At 26.2% G+C, this 20,365-nt stretch carries 21 protein-coding genes and 1 pseudogene; 2 read left to right on the forward strand and 20 right to left on the reverse strand.

Features of this window, described 5'->3' with window-relative positions:
* Positions 1-237: 237 nt before the first annotated feature.
* The 3 genes from EIH23_RS08000 to EIH23_RS08010 all read right to left on the reverse strand — a co-directional run bounded on the left by EIH23_RS08000 (position 238) and on the right by EIH23_RS08010 (position 7,449).
* Positions 238-3,297 carry a ligand-binding sensor domain-containing protein gene (locus EIH23_RS08000; RefSeq protein WP_243113354.1) on the reverse strand — a complete coding sequence of 1,020 codons (3,060 nt, stop codon included), beginning with the start codon at positions 3,295-3,297 and terminating at the stop codon, positions 238-240.
* A 282-nt stretch (positions 3,298-3,579) separates the two neighbouring features.
* Positions 3,580-6,738 (reverse strand): ABC transporter permease, encoded by a 3,159-nt coding sequence (locus EIH23_RS08005; RefSeq protein ID WP_122639745.1) that lies wholly within the window; start codon positions 6,736-6,738, stop codon positions 3,580-3,582.
* Positions 6,739-6,747: 9 nt separating this feature from the next.
* Complete coding sequence (locus EIH23_RS08010; RefSeq protein ID WP_122639747.1) at positions 6,748-7,449, reverse strand: ABC transporter ATP-binding protein; 702 nt, start codon at positions 7,447-7,449, stop codon at positions 6,748-6,750.
* Positions 7,450-7,673: 224 nt separating this feature from the next.
* Here EIH23_RS08010 and EIH23_RS08015 point away from each other — a divergent pair, with 224 nt between their 5' ends.
* Positions 7,674-8,240: a TetR/AcrR family transcriptional regulator gene (locus tag EIH23_RS08015; protein WP_122639749.1), complete on the forward strand. Its 567-nt coding sequence runs from the start codon at positions 7,674-7,676 to the stop codon at positions 8,238-8,240.
* A 63-nt stretch (positions 8,241-8,303) separates the two neighbouring features.
* Here the strand turns inward: EIH23_RS08015 and EIH23_RS08020 are convergent, their stop codons facing one another.
* Positions 8,304-8,831, reverse strand: coding sequence for a dihydrofolate reductase family protein (locus tag EIH23_RS08020; protein ID WP_122639751.1), 528 nt, complete (start codon positions 8,829-8,831; stop codon positions 8,304-8,306).
* Positions 8,832-8,924: 93 nt separating this feature from the next.
* Here EIH23_RS08020 and EIH23_RS08025 point away from each other — a divergent pair, with 93 nt between their 5' ends.
* A complete protein-coding gene (locus tag EIH23_RS08025) occupies positions 8,925-9,866 on the forward strand; it encodes a helix-turn-helix transcriptional regulator (protein ID WP_122639753.1) in 942 nt (313 codons plus the stop codon).
* Positions 9,867-9,916: 50 nt separating this feature from the next.
* Here the strand turns inward: EIH23_RS08025 and EIH23_RS08030 are convergent, their stop codons facing one another.
* The 16 genes and pseudogenes from EIH23_RS08030 to citD all read right to left on the reverse strand — a co-directional run bounded on the left by EIH23_RS08030 (position 9,917) and on the right by citD (position 20,157).
* Positions 9,917-10,801: an FAD-dependent oxidoreductase gene (locus EIH23_RS08030; protein WP_330566203.1), complete on the reverse strand. Its 885-nt coding sequence runs from the start codon at positions 10,799-10,801 to the stop codon at positions 9,917-9,919.
* A complete protein-coding gene (locus EIH23_RS16565) occupies positions 10,762-10,875 on the reverse strand; it encodes an FAD-dependent oxidoreductase (protein WP_122639757.1) in 114 nt (37 codons plus the stop codon). Before EIH23_RS16565 ends, EIH23_RS08030 begins: the two co-directional genes overlap by 40 nt.
* A 193-nt stretch (positions 10,876-11,068) precedes the next feature.
* Positions 11,069-12,547, reverse strand: coding sequence for an ABC transporter permease (locus tag EIH23_RS08040; protein ID WP_206425649.1), 1,479 nt, complete (start codon positions 12,545-12,547; stop codon positions 11,069-11,071).
* Positions 12,548-12,564: 17 nt separating this feature from the next.
* Complete coding sequence (locus EIH23_RS17100) at positions 12,565-12,789, reverse strand: FtsX-like permease family protein (RefSeq protein ID WP_334294988.1); 225 nt, start codon at positions 12,787-12,789, stop codon at positions 12,565-12,567.
* On the reverse strand, positions 12,702-12,926 hold the full coding sequence (locus tag EIH23_RS16440; RefSeq protein WP_206425651.1) for a hypothetical protein: 225 nt from the start codon (positions 12,924-12,926) through the stop codon (positions 12,702-12,704). The genes EIH23_RS17100 and EIH23_RS16440 overlap by 88 nt, the downstream gene beginning before the upstream one ends.
* A complete protein-coding gene (locus EIH23_RS16890; RefSeq protein ID WP_330566198.1) occupies positions 12,913-13,110 on the reverse strand; it encodes a hypothetical protein in 198 nt (65 codons plus the stop codon). Before EIH23_RS16890 ends, EIH23_RS16440 begins: the two co-directional genes overlap by 14 nt.
* A 9-nt stretch (positions 13,111-13,119) precedes the next feature.
* Positions 13,120-13,560 (reverse strand): annotated as a pseudogene (locus EIH23_RS16895) (ABC transporter ATP-binding protein).
* A gap of 254 nt (positions 13,561-13,814) precedes the next feature.
* Positions 13,815-14,108: a cupin domain-containing protein gene (locus EIH23_RS08050; RefSeq protein ID WP_122639758.1), complete on the reverse strand. Its 294-nt coding sequence runs from the start codon at positions 14,106-14,108 to the stop codon at positions 13,815-13,817.
* Between the two features lie 18 nt (positions 14,109-14,126).
* Positions 14,127-14,678 carry a hemerythrin domain-containing protein gene (locus tag EIH23_RS08055; protein ID WP_122639760.1) on the reverse strand — a complete coding sequence of 184 codons (552 nt, stop codon included), beginning with the start codon at positions 14,676-14,678 and terminating at the stop codon, positions 14,127-14,129.
* 37 nt (positions 14,679-14,715) lie between these two features.
* Positions 14,716-15,354, reverse strand: coding sequence for a hypothetical protein (locus tag EIH23_RS08060; protein ID WP_122639762.1), 639 nt, complete (start codon positions 15,352-15,354; stop codon positions 14,716-14,718).
* A gap of 237 nt (positions 15,355-15,591) precedes the next feature.
* The gene (gene hcp / locus EIH23_RS08065) at positions 15,592-16,824 is read right to left on the reverse strand and encodes a hydroxylamine reductase (RefSeq protein ID WP_330566204.1); all 1,233 of its coding nucleotides are present in this window, start codon (positions 16,822-16,824) and stop codon (positions 15,592-15,594) included.
* Between the two features lie 15 nt (positions 16,825-16,839).
* Positions 16,840-16,989 carry a hypothetical protein gene (locus EIH23_RS16900; RefSeq protein WP_330566199.1) on the reverse strand — a complete coding sequence of 50 codons (150 nt, stop codon included), beginning with the start codon at positions 16,987-16,989 and terminating at the stop codon, positions 16,840-16,842.
* Between the two features lie 108 nt (positions 16,990-17,097).
* Complete coding sequence (locus EIH23_RS16905; RefSeq protein ID WP_330566200.1) at positions 17,098-17,268, reverse strand: hypothetical protein; 171 nt, start codon at positions 17,266-17,268, stop codon at positions 17,098-17,100.
* A 137-nt stretch (positions 17,269-17,405) separates the two neighbouring features.
* Positions 17,406-18,956 (reverse strand): citrate lyase subunit alpha, encoded by a 1,551-nt coding sequence (citF, locus tag EIH23_RS08070; protein ID WP_122639764.1) that lies wholly within the window; start codon positions 18,954-18,956, stop codon positions 17,406-17,408.
* Between the two features lies 1 nt (position 18,957).
* Positions 18,958-19,860, reverse strand: coding sequence for an aldolase/citrate lyase family protein (locus EIH23_RS08075; RefSeq protein WP_122639766.1), 903 nt, complete (start codon positions 19,858-19,860; stop codon positions 18,958-18,960).
* 12 nt (positions 19,861-19,872) lie between these two features.
* On the reverse strand, positions 19,873-20,157 hold the full coding sequence (gene citD / locus EIH23_RS08080; protein WP_122639768.1) for a citrate lyase acyl carrier protein: 285 nt from the start codon (positions 20,155-20,157) through the stop codon (positions 19,873-19,875).
* Positions 20,158-20,365 lie beyond the last annotated feature (208 nt).

Here is a 20,365-nt window from a genome sequence, read left to right on the forward strand (position 1 = left end):
AACATATCTTATTATAAAAATATCATTTCTAATAGAAAAATTCATATACAATAATTTCTTTTTTATATATTATCTTTATTTCTACTAGGTATTTTTACTTTTATTTTATTAACTATACTCTCTAAATTATTACTCAATAATTTAGCTCTTCAATTGTTATATATAATTATTTGTTATATTATTTACTCACTGTATACAGGAAGTACTATTATAAACTCACTCCCTAAACCAACTTTACTATTTACATATATATCCACCATGAAGTGCAATAAGTTGTTTAGTTATAGTAAGTCCCAGTCCACTTCCACCTTTTTGTTCGGAATTTTTATCTACCACTTGATTAAATCTATCAAAAATTATATTTTGATTTTCTTCACTAATACCTATTCCATTATCTTTTACAACTATCTTTACTTTATCACCTAAGTCCTCTATTAATACTTCAATTAATCCTCCTTTCGGTGTAAATTTAACAGCATTGCCAACTAAATTTATAATACACCTTTCTATATCAAATTTATCACATATAATTGACTTTTCTTCTACATCAGTATCAAAAATCAATTCAAGTCCTTTTTCTTCTATATAATCTTTCATATCAAGAACTGTTTCTTCAACCAAATAAACTATATCTTCTCTTTGTTTATGTATTATATAGTTATTATTTTCAATCTTTGTATAATCAATTAAATTGTTTATTAATCCCAATAATCTATTACAGTTTCTATCCATTATATCCATATAATAAGAAAGTTTTTCAATAGTTATAAATTTATCATTTTTAATAAATGATCTTATTAATTGATTTATACTACTTAATACATTCAAAGGAGTTCTCAGCTCATGTGATAGATTAATAAAGTAATTATTTTTATTTTTTTCTAATTCTAGTACTTGATTGAACAATTGTTCATTTTTATCCATTTCTTTTCTTAACTCATAAGTTCTTTTATTAACTAATCTATCTAACTTTTTAACCTTATTTGCATATGCATATATTGCTAAAATTATTAAAATATAATAAATGAATATAGCATATTTACTTTTCCAAATAGCTGGATTAATAGTAAAAATTACAGAGCTTTCTTCACTTTCTACTCCATGATGTGTTATTGTTTTTACTTTTAAAGTATAATCTCCTGGTGCTAAACTTGCAAATACAAGTGAATTGCTATTAGTTACACTCCAATTATCTTCTAAGCCTTCTAACTTATAGTAATATTTAGTTGTTTTTGTATTTTTATAGTCATTTGTAAAAAAGCTTATTTTTATATTATTTTGATTAAATTTAAGCTTTATATTTGATATATATTTTTCATTTATACCATTTATCTCAAAGTTATCAAATATAACTTTTGGCTCAAATGTAGATAACTCTATATCATCTATATTAAGAACATTAAATCCATTTATACCACCGAAATATATAGATCCATCTTTGCTTTTAAAACATGACCTTCCATTAAATTCATTAGACTGAATACCATCTGTAACTGTAAAATTGCTAAATGCTCCTTCTTTGATTGAAAATTTAGATATACCACCATTTGTACTCATCCATATATCATTATTTTTATCAACTAATATTCCATATACAGTATTATTTATTAAACCATCATTTTCTGTATAATGCTTAAATTTATCTGTGCTTAAATTTAGGATATTAATACCATGACTAGTTCCAACTAATATATTTCCATTTAAATCTTCAGTTATATATCTTATAGAGTTGTTACTTATACTATCATTATCATTATTTTGATATATTTTATACTCCTTAGTGTCTGGATTTATTTTAATTAATCCTCCTTCTAAGAAGCATCCAATATAATAATTTCCTTTTGAATCTTCATATACAGCTCTTATAAATTTATCTGATACTCCTATGTTATCAAGTATATATGTAACATCTATAATTTTTTCATTATTTACATCTAATATCGCTAATCCTTTATTAGTTCCTATCCATAGGTAACCTTTAGAGTCTATAAATAAAGACCTTATTTTATTTGATGGCAAACCATCTTTATCTGTATAATTGGTTATAGTATACCCTTTATCATCATTTTGAACTAAAACCGATAATCCTTCATTCGTACCTATAAATACATAGTTATTAAATCCAGTTATATCTTCTATTAAGTCACTAATAATATTACTATTTTCTTTATTTAAATGTTTTATTATATCTCCATTTATAACATTTACTCCATTTTCATTAGTACCTATCCATAACGTTTTATTATCATATTCATATATACCATGAATTATATTTCCACTTAAACTATTTTCATCATATGGATTAGATTTAAAATGAATAAAGTTACTATTTGGATTAAATAATGATATACCACTATAAGTACCTACCCATATAAGTCCACTGCTATCTTTTAGTAAACAAAATGTTTCATCATCTATCAAACTATTGTTTTCATATGGTTCTTTATTATAGGTTGTAAATACTTCTTTCTCATAATCAAAGTTACAAATACCTTTATCAGTAGCAATCCAAAGCTTTCCTTTTGAATCAAGTAATATATCTTTTGTATTATTACTTGGGATTGAAAATTTATTTTCACTATTTTTGTAGTTATCAATACTTTTATCATCTAATTTTATCTTAAATAATCCATTATCTAATGTACAAATCCATATATTCCCTTTTGAATCATCATATATATTATATACTTCACTATTTCCAATTGTATCTTCATATCGTTTAATTATCTCTAAATCTTTATTTAATTCTATTAATCCATTATCTGTTCCAACCCATATATTCCCATATAAATCGTCTTTAACCGAATATATATATTGACTAGGAAGTTCATTTTCTAAAACCCTAACAAACTTATCATTTTTTTCATCATATAAATTAAGACCATCTACTGTAGATGCAATTATTTTATTATCTTTAGTACAAAGAATTTGCCATAAGTTATTATTAGATAAATTACCACTATCTTCTTTTGAATAGTAATTCTTTACCTTATCTGTATCAGGATTTATTTTACTTAGTCCTCCTATCGTTGAAACCCATATGTATCCATTTTTATCTTCTATAATATCAACTATATAATTATTTGCTATCGAATTTTCATCATACTTATCGTGTTTATAATGCTTAAACTCATATCCATTATATCTGTTTAAACCATCATTAGTGCCTATCCATATATATCCTCTACTATCTTGATATATAGCTTCTACTGTTGATTGAGATAATCCATCTTCAATTGTTATATTTTTGAAGTTAAGACTTTCACTTATATTTGCATAACTTGTATCAACTTTCATAAATGAAAATATAAATACACTAAAATCATTTTTATATATTTATTTTATCATAATTCACCTTTAAATTTTGATATTAAGACAAATTTCTGTTTTTTTGCTATTTACTATTTCAGTATATATTAATTTAATCTATTATGCTAGTTAGAATTAACATGGAGATAATTTTATATTAAAAAAATATTTATTCTATCTATATATAATAATTTCAAATAAATTCGCTTTGCATTCTTATAAAAGAGCAATTATTTTAAACTATAAAATAATTGCTCTTTTAATTTATTATTATTCATTAGACTTTAACGCATCTATCATATCAACTTTCTTTAACTTATTATGCATCATAATCATAACTATCATTGAGAATAACATTGTTATTAAAGCAGAAAATACATAACTATTTATAAATATATCTGGATACATCATCATAGTGTCTGTTTCTGATGTGTAAAGTATAAAGGCATGAAGTATCTTTCCTAAGAATGATCCGGCTAGTATTCCAAATAATGTAAGTATTACATTTTCTCTTAATATATACATAGTAACTTCATTATCATAAAATCCTAATACTTTTATAGTAGATAATTCTCTTATACGCTCTGATACGTTTATGTTATTTAAATTGTATAAAACTACAAAAGCAAGACTTCCTGCAGATATTATTATTACTAACATAACCATATTTAAATTTGCACTAGATTCTTCACTAGAAGCTTTTATATCTGACATTAATGTAACATTTATAACATTTTCACAATCCATAAGCTTATTAGAAACTTCTTCTTTATCTATACCTTTATTAAAGTTTAAAAATTGTGAATTGTACTCTGCATCTTTGCCAAATATCTCTTTGTAATATGAAGGAGACATATACATATAATGTGACAGATAATTCTCAGATATATTAGAAACTTTTACATCTAATAAGTCATTGTTTTCATCTTTCATAGTTATGGTATCACCAGCTGATGTACCTAATAAATTAGCTAACTTTTCACTTATAATAACGCCATCATCTGATATTTTATATTTTTCCCTAGATTTTCTATTATTTAATACTATGAAATTATCAAACCTATCTGTACTTTCTGGAACATATAAACTAACACTTTGCTTATTCATTCCCTCTTTACTAAATGTAACCGATTCTTGATGTATATTTAATTTACTTTCATATCCTTTTAAATTATTTAAAGTATTGTTATATTCTTTATTTTCTTCTTTATTATAAGTGTCATCAAAAATCACCATAGCATCATACTTCCATAATTTATCAAATTGTTTTTCTAGTATAACTGTATTAGAATCCTTCAGGGCAAATCCTGTAATAAGCATTGCCATACACCCGGAGATTCCAAGTACTGTCATTATCATACGTTGCTTATATCTAAAGATATTTCTAAATGTAACTTTTTGATTAAAGTTTAACCTACTCCATAAAGGTTTAATTCTTTCTAATAGTATTTTCTTACCTAGCTTTGGTGCCTTTTGTCTCATAAGATTAGATGGTGTACTTTTAAGTTCAACACTTAATACGAATAGTGCAGCACCAACTGTACATAATATTGATATTAATATAGATTGAACTATATATGATGGATAATAGTATACAGTTAATCTTGGTAAATTATATAAACTTTTATATGATTCATTAATTACATTAGGAAGTATAGTACATCCTATTAAGATACCAAGTACACTACCTATGATACTAGCTAAAGATGCATAAACTACAAACTTTCTAGATATTTCAAAGTTATTATATCCTAGGGCTTTAAGAGTTCCTATTTCACCTCTATTTTCTTCTACCATTCTTGTCATTGTTGTTAAACAAATCATAATAGCTACTAAGAAGAAAAATACTGGTAAAACTGATGCTATACTATCTAAACTATTTATTGCATCTTTAAGACCCGAATATCCAACATTATCATTTCTATCAAAGAAGTAATACTTTCCTTCTTCTATATCATTAAGTTTATCCTCTTCTTTTTTTATGTTTTCTTTAGCTTCAGTTAATTTAGCTTTATTTTCATCTATTTCTTTTTCACCATCAATTAAACTTTTTTCTGAATCTGCTAGTTGTACTTTAGCCTTATCAAGTTCTGCTTGTCCTTTTAGTTTGCCTTTCTCTAGTTCAATTTCTCCTTTTGAAAGTTCAGCTTTGGCACTATTTAACTGTTCTTGAGATTCTTTAAGTTTTACTTCACCTTCAGTAAGTACACTTAACTGTGTTTCATATTGTACTTTACCTTCTTGATAACTTACAATTCCATCTAGTAAAGTTTCAAAATTAGGCATTTCACTAGATATATTATTTTTTAAATCATTTAAATCTTGATCTGGATCAATACCTAAATTTAAAAACTCTTGTTTTGTATTATCTAATGTATTCTTGGCATTGATAAGATTAAGTTTACCTTCTTCAATAGATTTCTTTTGCTTTTCAATCTCACTTTGTGCTGCACTTATTTCACTTTTTCCTTGTGAAATATTTGCTTCACCTTCTTTTATCTGATTTTTATATTCTTTTAAACTTTGATCATACTTAACTTTACCATCTTCAAGCTTTACTTTACCATCTTCTATTTCTTTTTGAGCACTTAAAAGTTTAGATTCATTTTCTTTTATTTCTTTATACGCTTTATCAAGCTCTTCTTGAGCGTCTTTCTTTATTTCTTCAACTCTCTCTAAACCTCTTTTTGAATATAAAGCTTCAAGATATTTAGTGTTTTCCTCCATTTTATCTTTATACTCATCACTGTAAGTGTCTATGTTTTGAAGATTTTTAAATCTTACATATATTTCTGTATAAGCGTCCACTTCTATGTCTTTACTATTTAATAAAGCAAAGTAATCAATAGTCCCTTTTCCAATAGTTGTTGTTCCCCTTGATTCTTTTTCCATATACATAGGACTTCTTACTATACCAACGATTTTAAATTCCTTTTGCTTAAAAGAATTCATAGTTTCTTCATCTGTATCAATTACATAAGTATCTCCAATTTTCAAACTCTTATCTACCTTTAAAGCTTGTTCATCTAATGCTATTTCACCACTATTTTGAGGTAGGTTTCCATCTAATATAATGTAGTCATTTATATTATTATCTTTATTATACTCCATAAATTTTACTACACTATTTTTATTAGTAAGATTAGCATCTATTGTATGAGAAGCATAGTAATCTAGTATCTTATCATTATTTTCAAGTAAGTTTAAATCACCTTCTGTCAATCCTAAACTTGATACTATTTTACTGTCCATAAGTTTTTGACTATTATAAAATTCGTTTACAGATTCATTTATATCAGGACCAGATGATTTAATTCCTGCATAAAAAGCTACACCTAACAAAATAATTATTAATATTGAAGCAAATCTGGCTTTTGAAGATAAAATTTCTCTTATAATGGATTTCTTATATGCTTTACTATTTTTCACATTTCACCTCTACCACTCAATATTTTCAATTGGAAGTGGATTTTCATTTACTTCAATACTTCTGACCTTCGCATCATTAATTCTTATAACTCTATTAGCCATTGGTGCTATTGCTGAGTTATGTGTAATCACAATAACTGTAGTTCCCGTATTTCTGCAAGTATCTTGTAGCGTTTTTAAAACTTGATTTCCAGTTTTATAATCAAGTGCTCCTGTTGGTTCATCACAAAGTAAAATTTTAGGATTCTTTGCAATTGCTCTTGCTATAGAAACCCTTTGTTGTTCACCACCCGATAATTGAGATGGGAAATTATCTTTTCTATGACTAAGACCTACTAAATCAAGTGTTTCATCTACATCAAGCGAATCCTTTGAAATTTGTGTGGCTAACTCTACATTTTCTTTCGCTGTTAAGTTTTGTACTAAATTATAAAATTGAAATACAAATCCTACATCATGTCTTCTATATTTAGTAAGTTGCTTATTACTAAACTTTGATATATCTGTTTTATCAATTATAATCTTACCTTCATCACATGAGTCCATTCCACCAAGTATATTAAGTACAGTAGATTTTCCTGCACCACTTGGTCCTAATATTACAACAAACTCCCCTTTTTCAATAGAAAAGTTAATTCCGTTATTAGCTACTATTATATCGTCTCCGACTTTATATCTCTTATATGTATCAATAACTTCTATATATGACATTTTAACCTCCCTTTTTATGATAAATACATATTGTTATACAAGTTATTAAATAGACACTTTGTATATTTAATACTATAATATATTATAAATATTTAAGAAATTATAGACAATAGTCATATAAAACCATACCGTTATTAAATAGACATTTTTTTATTTTTTGTTTATTTAATAACATCTTACTTAAAATTGACTTATATAAAATATTTATCTTAAGGAGTATTTAGATGTCTGGAGTTAAAGGAAATCGTAGAGTTATATATACTAAGAAGGTTATTAAGGAAAGTTTAATTGAATTACTTCAAACGAATGAAATTCATGAAATTACAGTTACTAATATATGTAAAAAGGCCGATATTAATAGAGGAACTTTTTATACTCATTATAATGATGCATTTGATCTTTTACAATCTATGGAAGATGAATTATTTGATAAAGTAATTGAATATTTAAATGAAACGCCTTTTGAGGAATATACAGATGCATTGTTAATAAAAGTACTTGGGTTAATTGCTAAAAATAAAGATTTATGCAAAATATTATTCTGTAGACAAAGAGATTCTAGAATAATTGATAAAATATTATATATATCAAGTAAAGCAAATATTGAGCAAGTTATTAGTCGATCTAATAATATTAATGAATTTAATTTTGATTATTTAATAAGATATTCCGTTGGTGGTATTTTAGCTATTATACAGGTATGGCTAGAAAATGATATAGTTGAATCGCCTAGTGAAATAGTTAAAATAATAAATGATATAAATAAACTAAATCATAATTGCTTCAATTAATTACTTATTAAATTAAAATTATAGCTATAAGCTTATACTAATGCTTACAGCTATAGTTTTAGTTTACTTATTTATCTTTAAGTATTTTAAAATTATAATTCCATCTTCTATTGAATAATAATCCAAATGTAAGTCTATTTTAGTATTATTACCTAAAAATAAAGGTCTACCTTTTCCTAGAACTGTAGGTATTATTCCAAATATATACTCATCTATAATATTTTCTTTAATAAATTCATCTATAAGAACCCCTCCGCCGAATAAGTATATATTCTGCCCTTTATTTTTTAAGTCTAATATTACATTACATATTTCATTATTTATAAAATGAATATTATCAAAATCTTCTTTATCTTCTGAAGTTGCTACGTATACCTTCTTATTTTTGTACTCTTTATGCATATTTTGCTCATAACATCTTTTTCCCATTACTACTATATCTATATCTTTTAGAAACTCATCATGGCTCCATTTATTTTCTGTATCTAGCAAGCTATTGTTATTTCCAATTATCCAATTATATCCACCCTCTTCATCTGCTATATATCCATCTATGCTCATTGCTAAGTTTAGTATTATTTTTCCATTCATATTTATTCTCCTTTATTATACTTATATATTGATAGAAAATAGATTATAATATATAATAACTGACATCTTATGTCATATTAGAGAGGAAATTTTATGAAAGCAGATAGATTAATTTCAATTTTAATGTTATTACAAATACATAAACAATTAACAGCAAGTGATTTAGCTAAAAGGTTAGAAGTATCTGTTAGAACTATTTATAGAGATATCGACTCTTTAAGTTCCCTAGGTATCCCAATATTCACCAATAGAGGAACTAATGGCGGCATAAGGCTTTTAGGTGATTATAAAACTAATTTAACTGGCATTAATAAAAATGAACTTTATTCTTTATTTTTACCATCTGGAAATAAAATTTTAGAGGACTTAGGTATTGAAAAATTAAAAGATTCTACTATGCTAAAAATTCTAGAAAATTCTTCTATTGATCAGATAAAAGAAATTGAAAATATTCAAAACTACATTTATATTGATATGCATACTTGGAGCAAAAGCCCTATTACTACTAATAAATATGTTTTAGGTATTTTGCAAAAAGGAATTTGGAATCATAATATCTTAAAAATGATATATAGAAAAATAGATGAAACAAAAGAAGTAATCTTAAAGCCTTTTGGTCTAGTTTGTAAAAGAGGTACTTGGTATGTTATAGGTGAAAATAATGACATTATCAAAACTTATAAAGTTAGCTCTATTGAGTCTGTAATTTTAAATAAAGAAAAGTTTGATAGACCTAAATGTTTTAATTTAGAAAATTATTGGAAATGTAGTACAACTAAATTTAAAAATTTAATACCTAAATATAATTTTACGTTTAAGGTTAATCCTTCTATTATAAATCATATAAAATCAAGGCCATTTATTACTATTCTTAAAGAAAATAACAATTATATTGATATAAGCTTTGATTCTTTATTTCAAGGAATAGAATTTGCTTTTGGATATGGTAAGGATATTGAAATAATACACCCTATTGAAGCTATAGATGAAATAAAAAGAAAAGCTTTAGATATAATTAACTTATATAAATTATAAATAAAATATCTCCTATAAATTAGGGTATATTTTATTTATAATTTTAATTTTTAATATATATCTTTAAATAAATGTTTATTTTCGTCTATATATTTTTCGCATTCAGTTGCAGCTATTGCTCCATCAGATACTGCTGTAACTACTTGTCTAAGGGATTTTTGTCTTAAATCTCCACAAGCATAAACTCCTTTTATATTTGTATTCATATTATCATCAGTGGTAATATATCCATAATCATCTAAATCTATAATATCTTTAAATATATCAGTAGCTGGTATATAGCCTGCTAAAACAAATAAGCCAAAAGCTCTATCTTCTTTTGAAAGTTCATATCTACTTTTTTCATTTGTAATATTATTTATATACTCTATATATGTTGGTTGAGCTTCTCCTCCTAGTTCTACTATTTCAGTATTAAATTTAACTTCTATTTTATCATTTTCTAAAACTCTATTTGCAATAGATTTTGCACAAGAGAACTTAGGCTTTCTAACAAATATAGTCACCTTTCTTGCAATTCTTGCAAGGAATAAAGATTCTTCAGCTGCAGAATATCCTCCACCTATTACGAATACATCTAAATTTCTATAAAAGTTACCATCGCAAGTTGCACAATAAGACACACCTTTTCCATAAAATTTATCTTCACCTTTAAAACCTACTTTTCTAGGCTTTGCTCCAGTGGCAATTATAATTGATTTAGTTTTAAAAACAGCATTTTTAGTTTTTATTATTTTTATTTTTTTATCTAACTCCATAGATATTACTTCACTATACTCAAAATTAACACCAAAGCTTTCAGCTTGTTTTCTCATAGTATCAATTAAACTAGGTCCATCAGTTTCTATTATTCCAGGATAATTTACAATTTCAAAAGTTGTAACAGCTTGACCACCTAAGTATTCCTTTCTATTATTAATGTATCTAAGACTGATCTTCCTGCATAAATTCCAGCAGATAATCCAGACGGTCCTCCACCGATTATTATTACGTCATATAACTTATCCATGTCAATTATCTCCTATCAAGTTCATTTATAAATTTATATCTTTTGTATTTATTATTTTCATTTATTAATGTATTTATAATAATATTATTTATACTTGATTTTATAATAATCTAGGTAAGTTAATATAAAGTAAAAATCTAGTTAAAAGCTTTAATTTTACTAATAACTAGATTTTTATATTTCTATATCTTATTTAGTTAAACTTTATATATTTTCTAGCTGTTAATATATAATATATTAAGTATATAGCTAAAAAACTAACTATTGTGGTTGAAGTTAGTAATATACTATTTTGATTAAACAAATCAGTTATAGCATATCCAGCTACTATACTATGAGTAGATACTAATGCTGGAATCATAAAGAAAATACCAATTTGTTTATATATAGCTTTATTTATATATTTTTGATTTGTTCCTATTCTTCTTAAAATATCAAATCTTCTCTTATCTTTACTAGCGTCTGATATGCATTTAAAGTACATTATACTTCCAACAGATATAACAAACACTAATGCTAAAAATAGTCCTATAAAGTAAATTGCATTTATAAATCCATAATCATTGGGATTAAATTCATTTACACTATATAAATCTATATCACTATTATTTCTTATATAACTTGCTATTTCTTTTGTATTATCAAAGTTCTTTAATGTAATCGTAGTTATATTAAACTTATCTTTTCCTATTGTTTTACTTAACTCATTGTAAGCACTGTTATTTACTGCTAAAGTTATCTTATTTTCTTTAAATAGTCCAAACAAACTAAGTGGAGCTGAATCAATTATATTAAATTTTTCTCCATTTATATCTATACTTATATTAAAGTTAAATCCATTAACATAGTTTTTAGGTAGAATTAATAATGCTTGGTTGTTTTTTAAATTATGCTTTAATATTTTATCATTTAATTCTCTATTGTTTACTATATTTTCAATCTCTGAGAATTTTATTATATTAATATTATTTGCAAGCGGTATTTGAGAAGATTCTACTTCATAAGGTATGACCTCTGTAGTAAGCTTATAATCTATTTTTTCCTTACTTAAATTAATTGCATTATTTACAACTTCATTATTTATATCTCCTATATAAGTCAAGCTATATGGATACTCACTATCTTTTCCTTGTACTAATAAGCTTTTAGTTGTTATTGCTACTATAGCTGAAGTTAAACAACATGTTATTAGAATTGCAATTTGACCTAAAACCTTATTATTATCTCTTATCCTAAAAATTATATTATTATAACTAAGTACATTAGTTCCTTTATATAAAAAGTTTTTATTATCTATTAGTTTTGAAACTATAAAAGTAAAGAATCCTTTAAATAATAATGTTGTTCCTAGTATAACCATTAGAACTGTAATCATTATAGCAATTGGAAACTGTATATTAAATTTCTTATAATAAAGTATAATAACGTAAGCTATTATTATAACAATAAGTCCTAGTATACCTTTATAAGTTTTATTTTTATTATTTTCATTTTGATATATACTAGTTGCATATATAAGCTTAGTTATATCTGTATTTACTAAACTTATATATTCTTTTATAAATACAAATACCAATATAACTAAGAACATAATTAATGTTATTATTACTCCTGGCATACATATTTCAAATTTAATTGACTTATTTACAAATGAAATCTTAGCTAGTGCCATTAAAAATAATTTATTACTTATAATCCCCCCCCCAATATACCTCCAACAAGAGCAACTATTCCTATTAATAGTCCTTCTTGAGTAAATAAAAAAGCTATTTTATTATTTTCAACACCCATAAAAGTATAAATTCCAAATTCTTTTTTTCTTTGTTCTATAAAGAATCTACTTGAATATGAAATAAAGAAAGCACTACTGCTGATACTCCTGCTATAGATGATGCTACTTCTAAGTTTTCTAATTGCTTAAATTGATTACTAAATACTAAGGTTTCAAAATTATAAAAAACTACAATAGAAAGTATCATTGAGAATATATACATTCCATAGTTTTTTATATTTTGCTTTAAATTCATTAATGACAATTTAAACAATTTCATTTATTTCACCTCCCATAGCAGTAAGTAAATTCATTATATTGTTATAAAACTCTTTTCTATTTCCACTATTATCTATTCTTGCATTTAATCTTCCATCTTTTATAAATATTACTTTTTTAGAATAACTTGCACTAAATGGATCATGAGTAACCATTATAACAGTAACATTAAACTTTTTATTCATATTATTTAATCAACTTAGTAGTTCTGTTGAAGATTTAGAATCAAGTGCTCCTGTAGGCTCATCTGCAAATATAATACTTGGTGATGTTATTAGTGCTCTAGCTGTTGCAACTCTTTGTTTTTTACCACCCGCTAATTCATATGGATATTTTTTTAGTTGATTTTCTATTCCAAATAATTTAGCGAGTCTCATTACTTCTGATTTTATTTTATCTTGCTTTTCATTTGAAATAATAAGTGGCAAAGCAATATTATCCTCTATACTCATACTATCTAATAAATTATAGTCTTGAAATATAAATCCTATATTTTCTCTTCTAAATTTAGATAGTTCTTTATTATTTAATTTACCTACATCCTTACCTTCATAATATACATTTCCTTATGTAGGCTTATCTACTGTTGATAAAATATTTAATAAAGTAGTTTTCCCTGCTCCCGATGGTCCCATTATAGAAATAAACTCACTTTTTTACTTCTAAATTTATTTCTTTTAAGATTTCAAATGTATTTTTACTATTTCTAATCTCTTTCTTTAAGTTTATTACTTTTAACATAACTTCCTCCAAATTCAATTAAGTTTTATTACAATATTATTTTATATTTTAAATAACTTTGCTTCCATCCATTAACCTTACAGTATTTATATCTAATATAACATTTATGTAACATTGTACAAAGCTTATTAATAGTAATATAATATCTTTATAAATAAAAAGATATCGTAACTAGTACTTTACTTGTTACCCTTGCTATTACATTGTGTTCTACTCTTGCATCAAAAGGTAAAAAATCCCCTTCTCTTAATTCAAATTTTTCTCCGCCTACAAATTCTATATCTATAATACCATCTAAAACTTGTATAGTCGCATAACCATTATGTGAATGATTTGGAAGTCCTTTATCTTTTTCAAATTTAAAAAATAAGGTTTTAAATTTTTCATTTACTACTAAAAACTCTCTATTTGTATCTATTTTATTTATATTTATAGGATTCATATTAATTACCTCCATATTTTATTTAACATATTTATTTTCTAAGTTTTTTAGTATTAATATACATCTATCCTTAACATTTAAGTTATTTTCTTCAAATTCTATACACTCTTCATTTATTGTGCTTAATATACTTTTATCTAGTTCTCTTTGTGCAAACTTATATATGACTTTATCTTCTTTATCAATATGTCTTTCTAGTAAATGCGTATAAGATATAGCATTTGCTATTACATCTAACTTAGATTCTTCATAACCTGACTTTAAGTTTACTAAAGCTTGTTTTAAGTCTCTTATATATAATCTACCTAATTCATGTTCTACAAGCATTCCATTTTTTATAACTCTTTCAGCTACCTCCCCTAAGTTTTCAATCATCTTATTAAAAAGCATCTTTTCTTCTTTTTTATGATGATGAGCATCCGCATAATTTGATATAAAATCTATTATTAATTCAAAATCATAATAATTTATATCTTCACCTTGCAATACTTTAAAACTTACAGCTCTAACTACTTTTAGCATACGTTTTATATATTGATGTTCTTCATTCATTATTTCTATTGCATTCATTCGAAATCTCCCTGTTGTATATTATTTTTGTATACTTTTAATTTTTCTTACTTATAACATAAGTTTTATCTTCTTTTTCAATATAATTAAAATTACTATTAACTTCACTTACAAAAGCTTTTATCCATAAATTTCTTAATTTATAGAATATATCAACATCAATATTTTCTTTATCCCATATATCTTTGTGTACACATATTCTTCTTATCCATTCTACTTTATCATCTTCTGAAGTTATTATTTGATTTACTCTATCGCATGGCATACCATCTAATATATAGTCATTAATACTTGTATATATTTCTGTCGCAGTTGTAAGATTTTTACTTTGTTTAACTTCTTTAGCTGCTTTAATACCTTGAAATGTATATATTTTTTCTATTTTTGCTAGTGAATTTTCATTATTTTTTAATATAGATTTTGTTAATATAGCCATTCTTCCTTCTGCTGAATGTATTTTACTTTGTAACCATCCGTGTATATTACCAGTATCTATCATATCTTCTAAATTTTTATTTGGAAGTTTTTCTTCATATTTTAGATTAATTTCATTTGTTAAACTTTCTATATCTAAACCTTCATTTTTAGCTAATTTAATTATTTCATCTTCTAATCCTTCAAACCATAATATTTTATTAAATAACCAATAATGTATCTTTCCTAAAAATAAACTCATTTTTATTCCTCCTATTTTAAAGTGTATTTTATATACTCTTTTATTTTCTTAATTTAAGTAATCACATTTGTGATTACTGTAATTGAATATATAATAGTTTAGTTTATATTTCTGTAACATAAGTTACAAATTTTAATAAAATAAAAAATAACTGTACCTAGGAATTTAAATTATTCAAATTCTTATTCTACAGTTATTTTTAGAGCTTAATTATACATAATTAAATAACATATATTTTTATTTTAATCCTTGTTGTAAGCAAGTTTTTAAATCATCGTCTGGTGTACTTATTGTTCTTAAATCAAATGTATCAACTAAATATTGAAGTACATTAGGGCTTAAGAATGCAGGAAGTGTAGGTCCTAGGTATATTCCTTTTATTCCAAGAGATAATAATGCTAATAAATCTGCTACTGCTTTTTGTTCATACCAAGATATTATTAACGATAATGGTAATCCATTTACATCAGTTCCAAAAGCATCTGCAAGTGCTGTTGCAATTCTAACTGCTGAATAAGCATCATTACATTGACCAACATCTAATAGTCTTGGAAGCCCTGCTACTTCTCCAAATTCTAGTTTATTGAATCTATATTTACCACAAGCTAATGTAAGTATCACACAATCTTTTGGTACTTTTTTAGCAAATTCAGTATAATAATTTCTTCCAGGTCTTGCTCCATCGCATCCACCTATTAAGAAGAAATGTCTTATTTTACCTTCTTTAACTGCATTAACGATTTCTTCTGCATGAGAAAGTGTTGCATGATGTCCAAATCCTACTAATATTTCATGAGGTTCTTGATCTTCTTCATATCCACCAAGTTCTAGAGCTTTTTCTATTATTGGAGTAAAATCTTTTTTACCGTCTTCATTTACGCTTATGTATTGTACTCCGTCCCATCCTACTACACTTGTCGTAAAAATTCTATCTTTATATGTTTCTCTAGGTCTCATTAAACAGTTAGTTGTCATTAATATACATCCAGGTATATTATCAAATTCTTTTTGTTGGTCTTGCCATGCTCCACCAAAGTTACCTACTAAATGAGGATATTTTTTTAATTCTGGATATACATGACAAGGTATCATTTCACCATGTGTATATATATTTATTCCTTTACCTTCTGTTTGTTCAAGTAACATTTGTAAATCCCATAAATCATGTCCTGATACTACTATAAATGGACCTTTTTTCATATGCACATTTACTTTATGTGGTGATGGATTTTTATAAACTGTAGTATTAGCTTCATCTAACTTTTTCATAACAGCAACACTCATATCTCCAGTTCTCATAGTCCATCTTATTAATTCTTCTACACCTAAATTATCATCAGTTGTTGCTTCTAATACTCTTATGTAAAAATTATCTACTTGATCATCATAATATCCAAGTTCTCTTGCTTGATGACCATATGCTGATATTCCTTTTAAACCATATACTATAGTTTGTCTTAATGATCGTATATCTGGGTCTAATTGTTAATCATACATTATACCTGCTTTTTTTGCATCTTTTAACATTTCAGCCTTTGTATCACTTAAGTTATATGTAGCATGTTCTGTATTATTTTTTATGATTCCAACTTTACTTCTTAAAGTTTCTTTTATCTTTTGAGACTCCTTTAACATTTTTACATGTACATCTGCATCAAAATTTACATTAGTTAAAGTTGTAAATAATGAATTTTCTACAAAACTAACTATATCTTTATCTACATTTTCACCTTTTTCAACTATTTATTTTGCATAACAACTTATTCCTTTTATTTGAAATATAAGTAAATCTTGAAGTACTGCTATTTCAGGTGTTTTACCACAAACACCAATCTTAGTACATCCTTTTCCTCCAGCTGTTTGCTCACATTGATAGCAAAACATTGGATATTCTATTGCCATGTTATTCTCCATATTTATTTCTCCTTATATATTTTTAAGTACTAATTTATAATTCCCTAAATCTGTATAAAATATATATTACTATTATGATTTTCGTATAAATAAAAAAAATCGATGGAAAAACTTATCCATCGATTTTTATACTTAATCTACTTTTTTATTTTTCTTATAGTGTCTATGATGCTTCCATCTCTGTATTCAACTACAGCAACTACTTCATCTGTAAACTCTATTTCTTTTGGTGTTCCAACTAATCTTGTAGCCATAGCTCTTAATTCTTCCATAGTTATTAATGGAAGGTTAGCAGCTTTGAACTTTTCTAATAAGTCTTTTCTACCTGGGTTAACAGTTACTCCGTAATCTGTAACAACTACGTCTACTGTACTTCCTGGAGTTACAACAGTTGTAACCTTATCTATTATTGTAGATAATCTACCTCTTGTTAGTGGTGCAACAAGTATAGACATTTTAGCCATTGCAGCTGTATCACTGTGTCCACCTGACGCTGCTCTTATAACTCCATCAGAACCAGATATTACGTTAACATTGAAATCTGTATCTATTTCAAGAGCTGATAATATAACAAAGTCTAATTTGTTAACAGCTGCCGATTTATTTCCTATAGAAGCGTAGAAGTCAGCACTTACTTCAACGTGTTTTTCATTTCTTCCTACTGATTCAGCTGCAGTTAAGTCGAAACTTTGTGTATCAAATAACTGATCAACTAAACCTTCTTCTAATAACTCTACCATTGGTGCTGTTATACCACCTAATGCATAGCTTAACTTTATATCTCTTTTCTTTATTTCTTCTTTAACGAATCTAGTAACAGCAAGTGATGCTCCACCAGAACCAGTTTGCATTGAGAATCCATCTACGAATAATCCAGAAGCTTTCATAACATCTACAACTCTCTTAGCTTGTAATAACTCTTTAGGGTTATTTGTAAATCTAGTAGCTCCAGACATTATTCCTGAAGAATCTCCAACTTCATCAACTACTGCAACATAGTCAACTTGAGTTTGAGGTATACTTTGTGGGAAATTTGGATAAGGAACTAATGTATCAGTTACAACTACAACTTTTTCAGCATATTGTGCATCAACCTTAGCATATCCCATAGCACCACATATAGATTTTCCTTTAACACCGTTAGCGTTCCCCATGCAGTCGGCTGAAGATGCAGCTAAAAATGCTACGTCTATTTTAACATCTCCTGAAGATATGGCTCTTGCTCTACCTCCATGAGAACGTATAACAGCTGGATATTCAAGTATTCCTTCAGAAACAGCTTGAGCTAATTTTCCTCTAAGTCCTGAAGTTTCTATTCTATTTACGACACCGTTTTCAATGTGAGCAACAAGACCATTATGAGCACTTGTTAATGAAGAAGCAGCTATTCTTAAGTTTTTAACTCCCATTTCTGCTAATATATCAACAACTTGCATTAATAACTTATCCCCAGCTCTAAAATGGTGGTGGAAAGATATTGTCATTCCATCTTTTATTTCACATTTTTCTATAGCTTCTCTTAAAGAAGAAACTAATTTTGTTCTTCTTACGTGCTCCTTTAAGTTGTCACTGTCAACATTACCTAATTTATCAGCACTTAAACTACTAAATGGTGCAACGTAAGCTTTTCTATTTTCATAACCTTTTATGTTTTTTAACATTTCGTCGTTTACTCTTTTAGTTTGCATATTAATTTTCACCTCCAACTAATACACCTGCAGCTTCAGCAAGTTGTAACACTCTTTGAGCTCTTTCTATTATTGGTTTATCTACCATCTTACCATCAACTGTAAATACCCCTAAGTTATTCTTTAAAGCTTCAGCTGTAGCATCAACTATTTTTTGAGCCTTAGCTATTTCTTTTTCACTTGGAGTGTAAACATCATGTATAAGTTCAACTTGTCTTGGATGTATAAGTGACTTACCACCGAATCCCATTCTCTTTATAAGGTTAGCCTCTTTTAAGAATCCTTCATCGTTATTAACGTCAGCATAAACTGTATCTAATACTTCAAGTCCGCAAGCACGACCTGCCATAGCTATCATTCCTCTAGCTACGAATAATTCGTCACCTTCTGGAGTTCTTGTAGTTTTCATACTTGTTACAAAGTCTTCTCCACTTAATGCCATACCTATTAATCTCTTAGTTGGAGATTTAGCTATATTAAAGCAGTTCATTACTCCTAGAGCAGTTTCTATAGCAACCATTATTTTAGTGCTACCAACTTCCATTCCACATGCTTTTTCTATTTTTTCTATTTCAGCATCTACTGCCATAACATCTTCTACAGATTCAGTCATAGGTATTCTTACAACTTCAACACCAGCACTTACTACAGCAGCTAAGTCTTCTTGCCAGAACTCTGTAGCAAGTCCATTTATACGAACTACAGTTTCTATTCCTAATTCTTTATAGTATTCTCCAAGTTTTTTTAACATGTTATGTACTAAAAATCTTGCAGAATCTTTTTCTGTTATTGCAATAGCATCTTCTAAGTCAAACATTACTGAGTCTGGCTTATATATATGAACATCTCTTATTATTCCAGGATTATTTCCAGGAACAAATAGCATCGAACGTCTTAATTTCATTTTTATATCTCCTTATCTCCACTTATAGTCATTATTTTGAGCAGATCTATATACTGCAGCCTGTACTCTACTTATTATTACAGGATCTATAGCCCCTTTGTCATTTGCAAATACTTTTGCATTTTCTACATTTAAAGATTCTAGTGTTTTTTTTATAACAGTTTCAATTTGCTCTCCAAACTGAGCCATTACTGTACTCTCAAGTTCAATAACTATTCCATTATCATTTGGCTCTAATATAATTTGAATATCACTTGATTCTAGTGTACCAGCAGTAGCCGTAACTAATAATTCCATACTTTTTCTCCTTTTTGACTTCATATTTAACAATTATATGTATACATTTTTTTATTTTTGTATACATTCTCTATTACCCCTAATATATCAATTTATGAATAATTAGTAAAATAGTATAATTTTATAATTATTCATTCCATTTTGGAATGGTTGTAAAATATTAATATCTTTTGATTTGAATGTTATAATATTTATGACATACATATTT

The sequence above is a fragment of the Romboutsia sp. Marseille-P6047 genome (genome assembly GCF_900604535.1).
GTDB lineage: Bacteria > Bacillota > Clostridia > Peptostreptococcales > Peptostreptococcaceae > Romboutsia_E.

Bases quoted from the DNA above. Each gene is read 5' to 3' on its own strand.
- EIH23_RS08000 (WP_243113354.1), bottom strand. From the start codon at position 3,297: ATGAAAGTTGATACAAGTTATGCAAATATAAGTGAAAGTCTTAACTTC.
- EIH23_RS08010 (WP_122639747.1), bottom strand. From the start codon at position 7,449: ATGTCATATATAGAAGTTATTGATACATATAAGAGATATAAAGTCGGA.
- EIH23_RS08015 (WP_122639749.1), top strand. From the start codon at position 7,674: ATGTCTGGAGTTAAAGGAAATCGTAGAGTTATATATACTAAGAAGGTT.
- EIH23_RS08020 (WP_122639751.1), bottom strand. From the start codon at position 8,831: ATGAATGGAAAAATAATACTAAACTTAGCAATGAGCATAGATGGATAT.
- EIH23_RS08025 (WP_122639753.1), top strand. From the start codon at position 8,925: ATGAAAGCAGATAGATTAATTTCAATTTTAATGTTATTACAAATACAT.
- EIH23_RS16565 (WP_122639757.1), bottom strand. From the start codon at position 10,875: ATGGATAAGTTATATGACGTAATAATAATCGGTGGAGGACCGTCTGGA.
- EIH23_RS08040 (WP_206425649.1), bottom strand. From the start codon at position 12,547: ATGGCACTAGCTAAGATTTCATTTGTAAATAAGTCAATTAAATTTGAA.
- EIH23_RS16440 (WP_206425651.1), bottom strand. From the start codon at position 12,926: ATGAAATTGTTTAAATTGTCATTAATGAATTTAAAGCAAAATATAAAA.
- EIH23_RS16890 (WP_330566198.1), bottom strand. From the start codon at position 13,110: ATGAATAAAAAGTTTAATGTTACTGTTATAATGGTTACTCATGATCCA.
- EIH23_RS08050 (WP_122639758.1), bottom strand. From the start codon at position 14,108: ATGAATCCTATAAATATAAATAAAATAGATACAAATAGAGAGTTTTTA.
- EIH23_RS08055 (WP_122639760.1), bottom strand. From the start codon at position 14,678: ATGAATGCAATAGAAATAATGAATGAAGAACATCAATATATAAAACGT.
- EIH23_RS08060 (WP_122639762.1), bottom strand. From the start codon at position 15,354: ATGAGTTTATTTTTAGGAAAGATACATTATTGGTTATTTAATAAAATA.
- EIH23_RS16900 (WP_330566199.1), bottom strand. From the start codon at position 16,989: ATGTTAAAGGAGTCTCAAAAGATAAAAGAAACTTTAAGAAGTAAAGTT.
- EIH23_RS16905 (WP_330566200.1), bottom strand. From the start codon at position 17,268: ATGGAGAATAACATGGCAATAGAATATCCAATGTTTTGCTATCAATGT.
- citF (WP_122639764.1), bottom strand. From the start codon at position 18,956: ATGCAAACTAAAAGAGTAAACGACGAAATGTTAAAAAACATAAAAGGT.
- EIH23_RS08075 (WP_122639766.1), bottom strand. From the start codon at position 19,860: ATGAAATTAAGACGTTCGATGCTATTTGTTCCTGGAAATAATCCTGGA.
- citD (WP_122639768.1), bottom strand. From the start codon at position 20,157: ATGGAATTATTAGTTACGGCTACTGCTGGTACACTAGAATCAAGTGAT.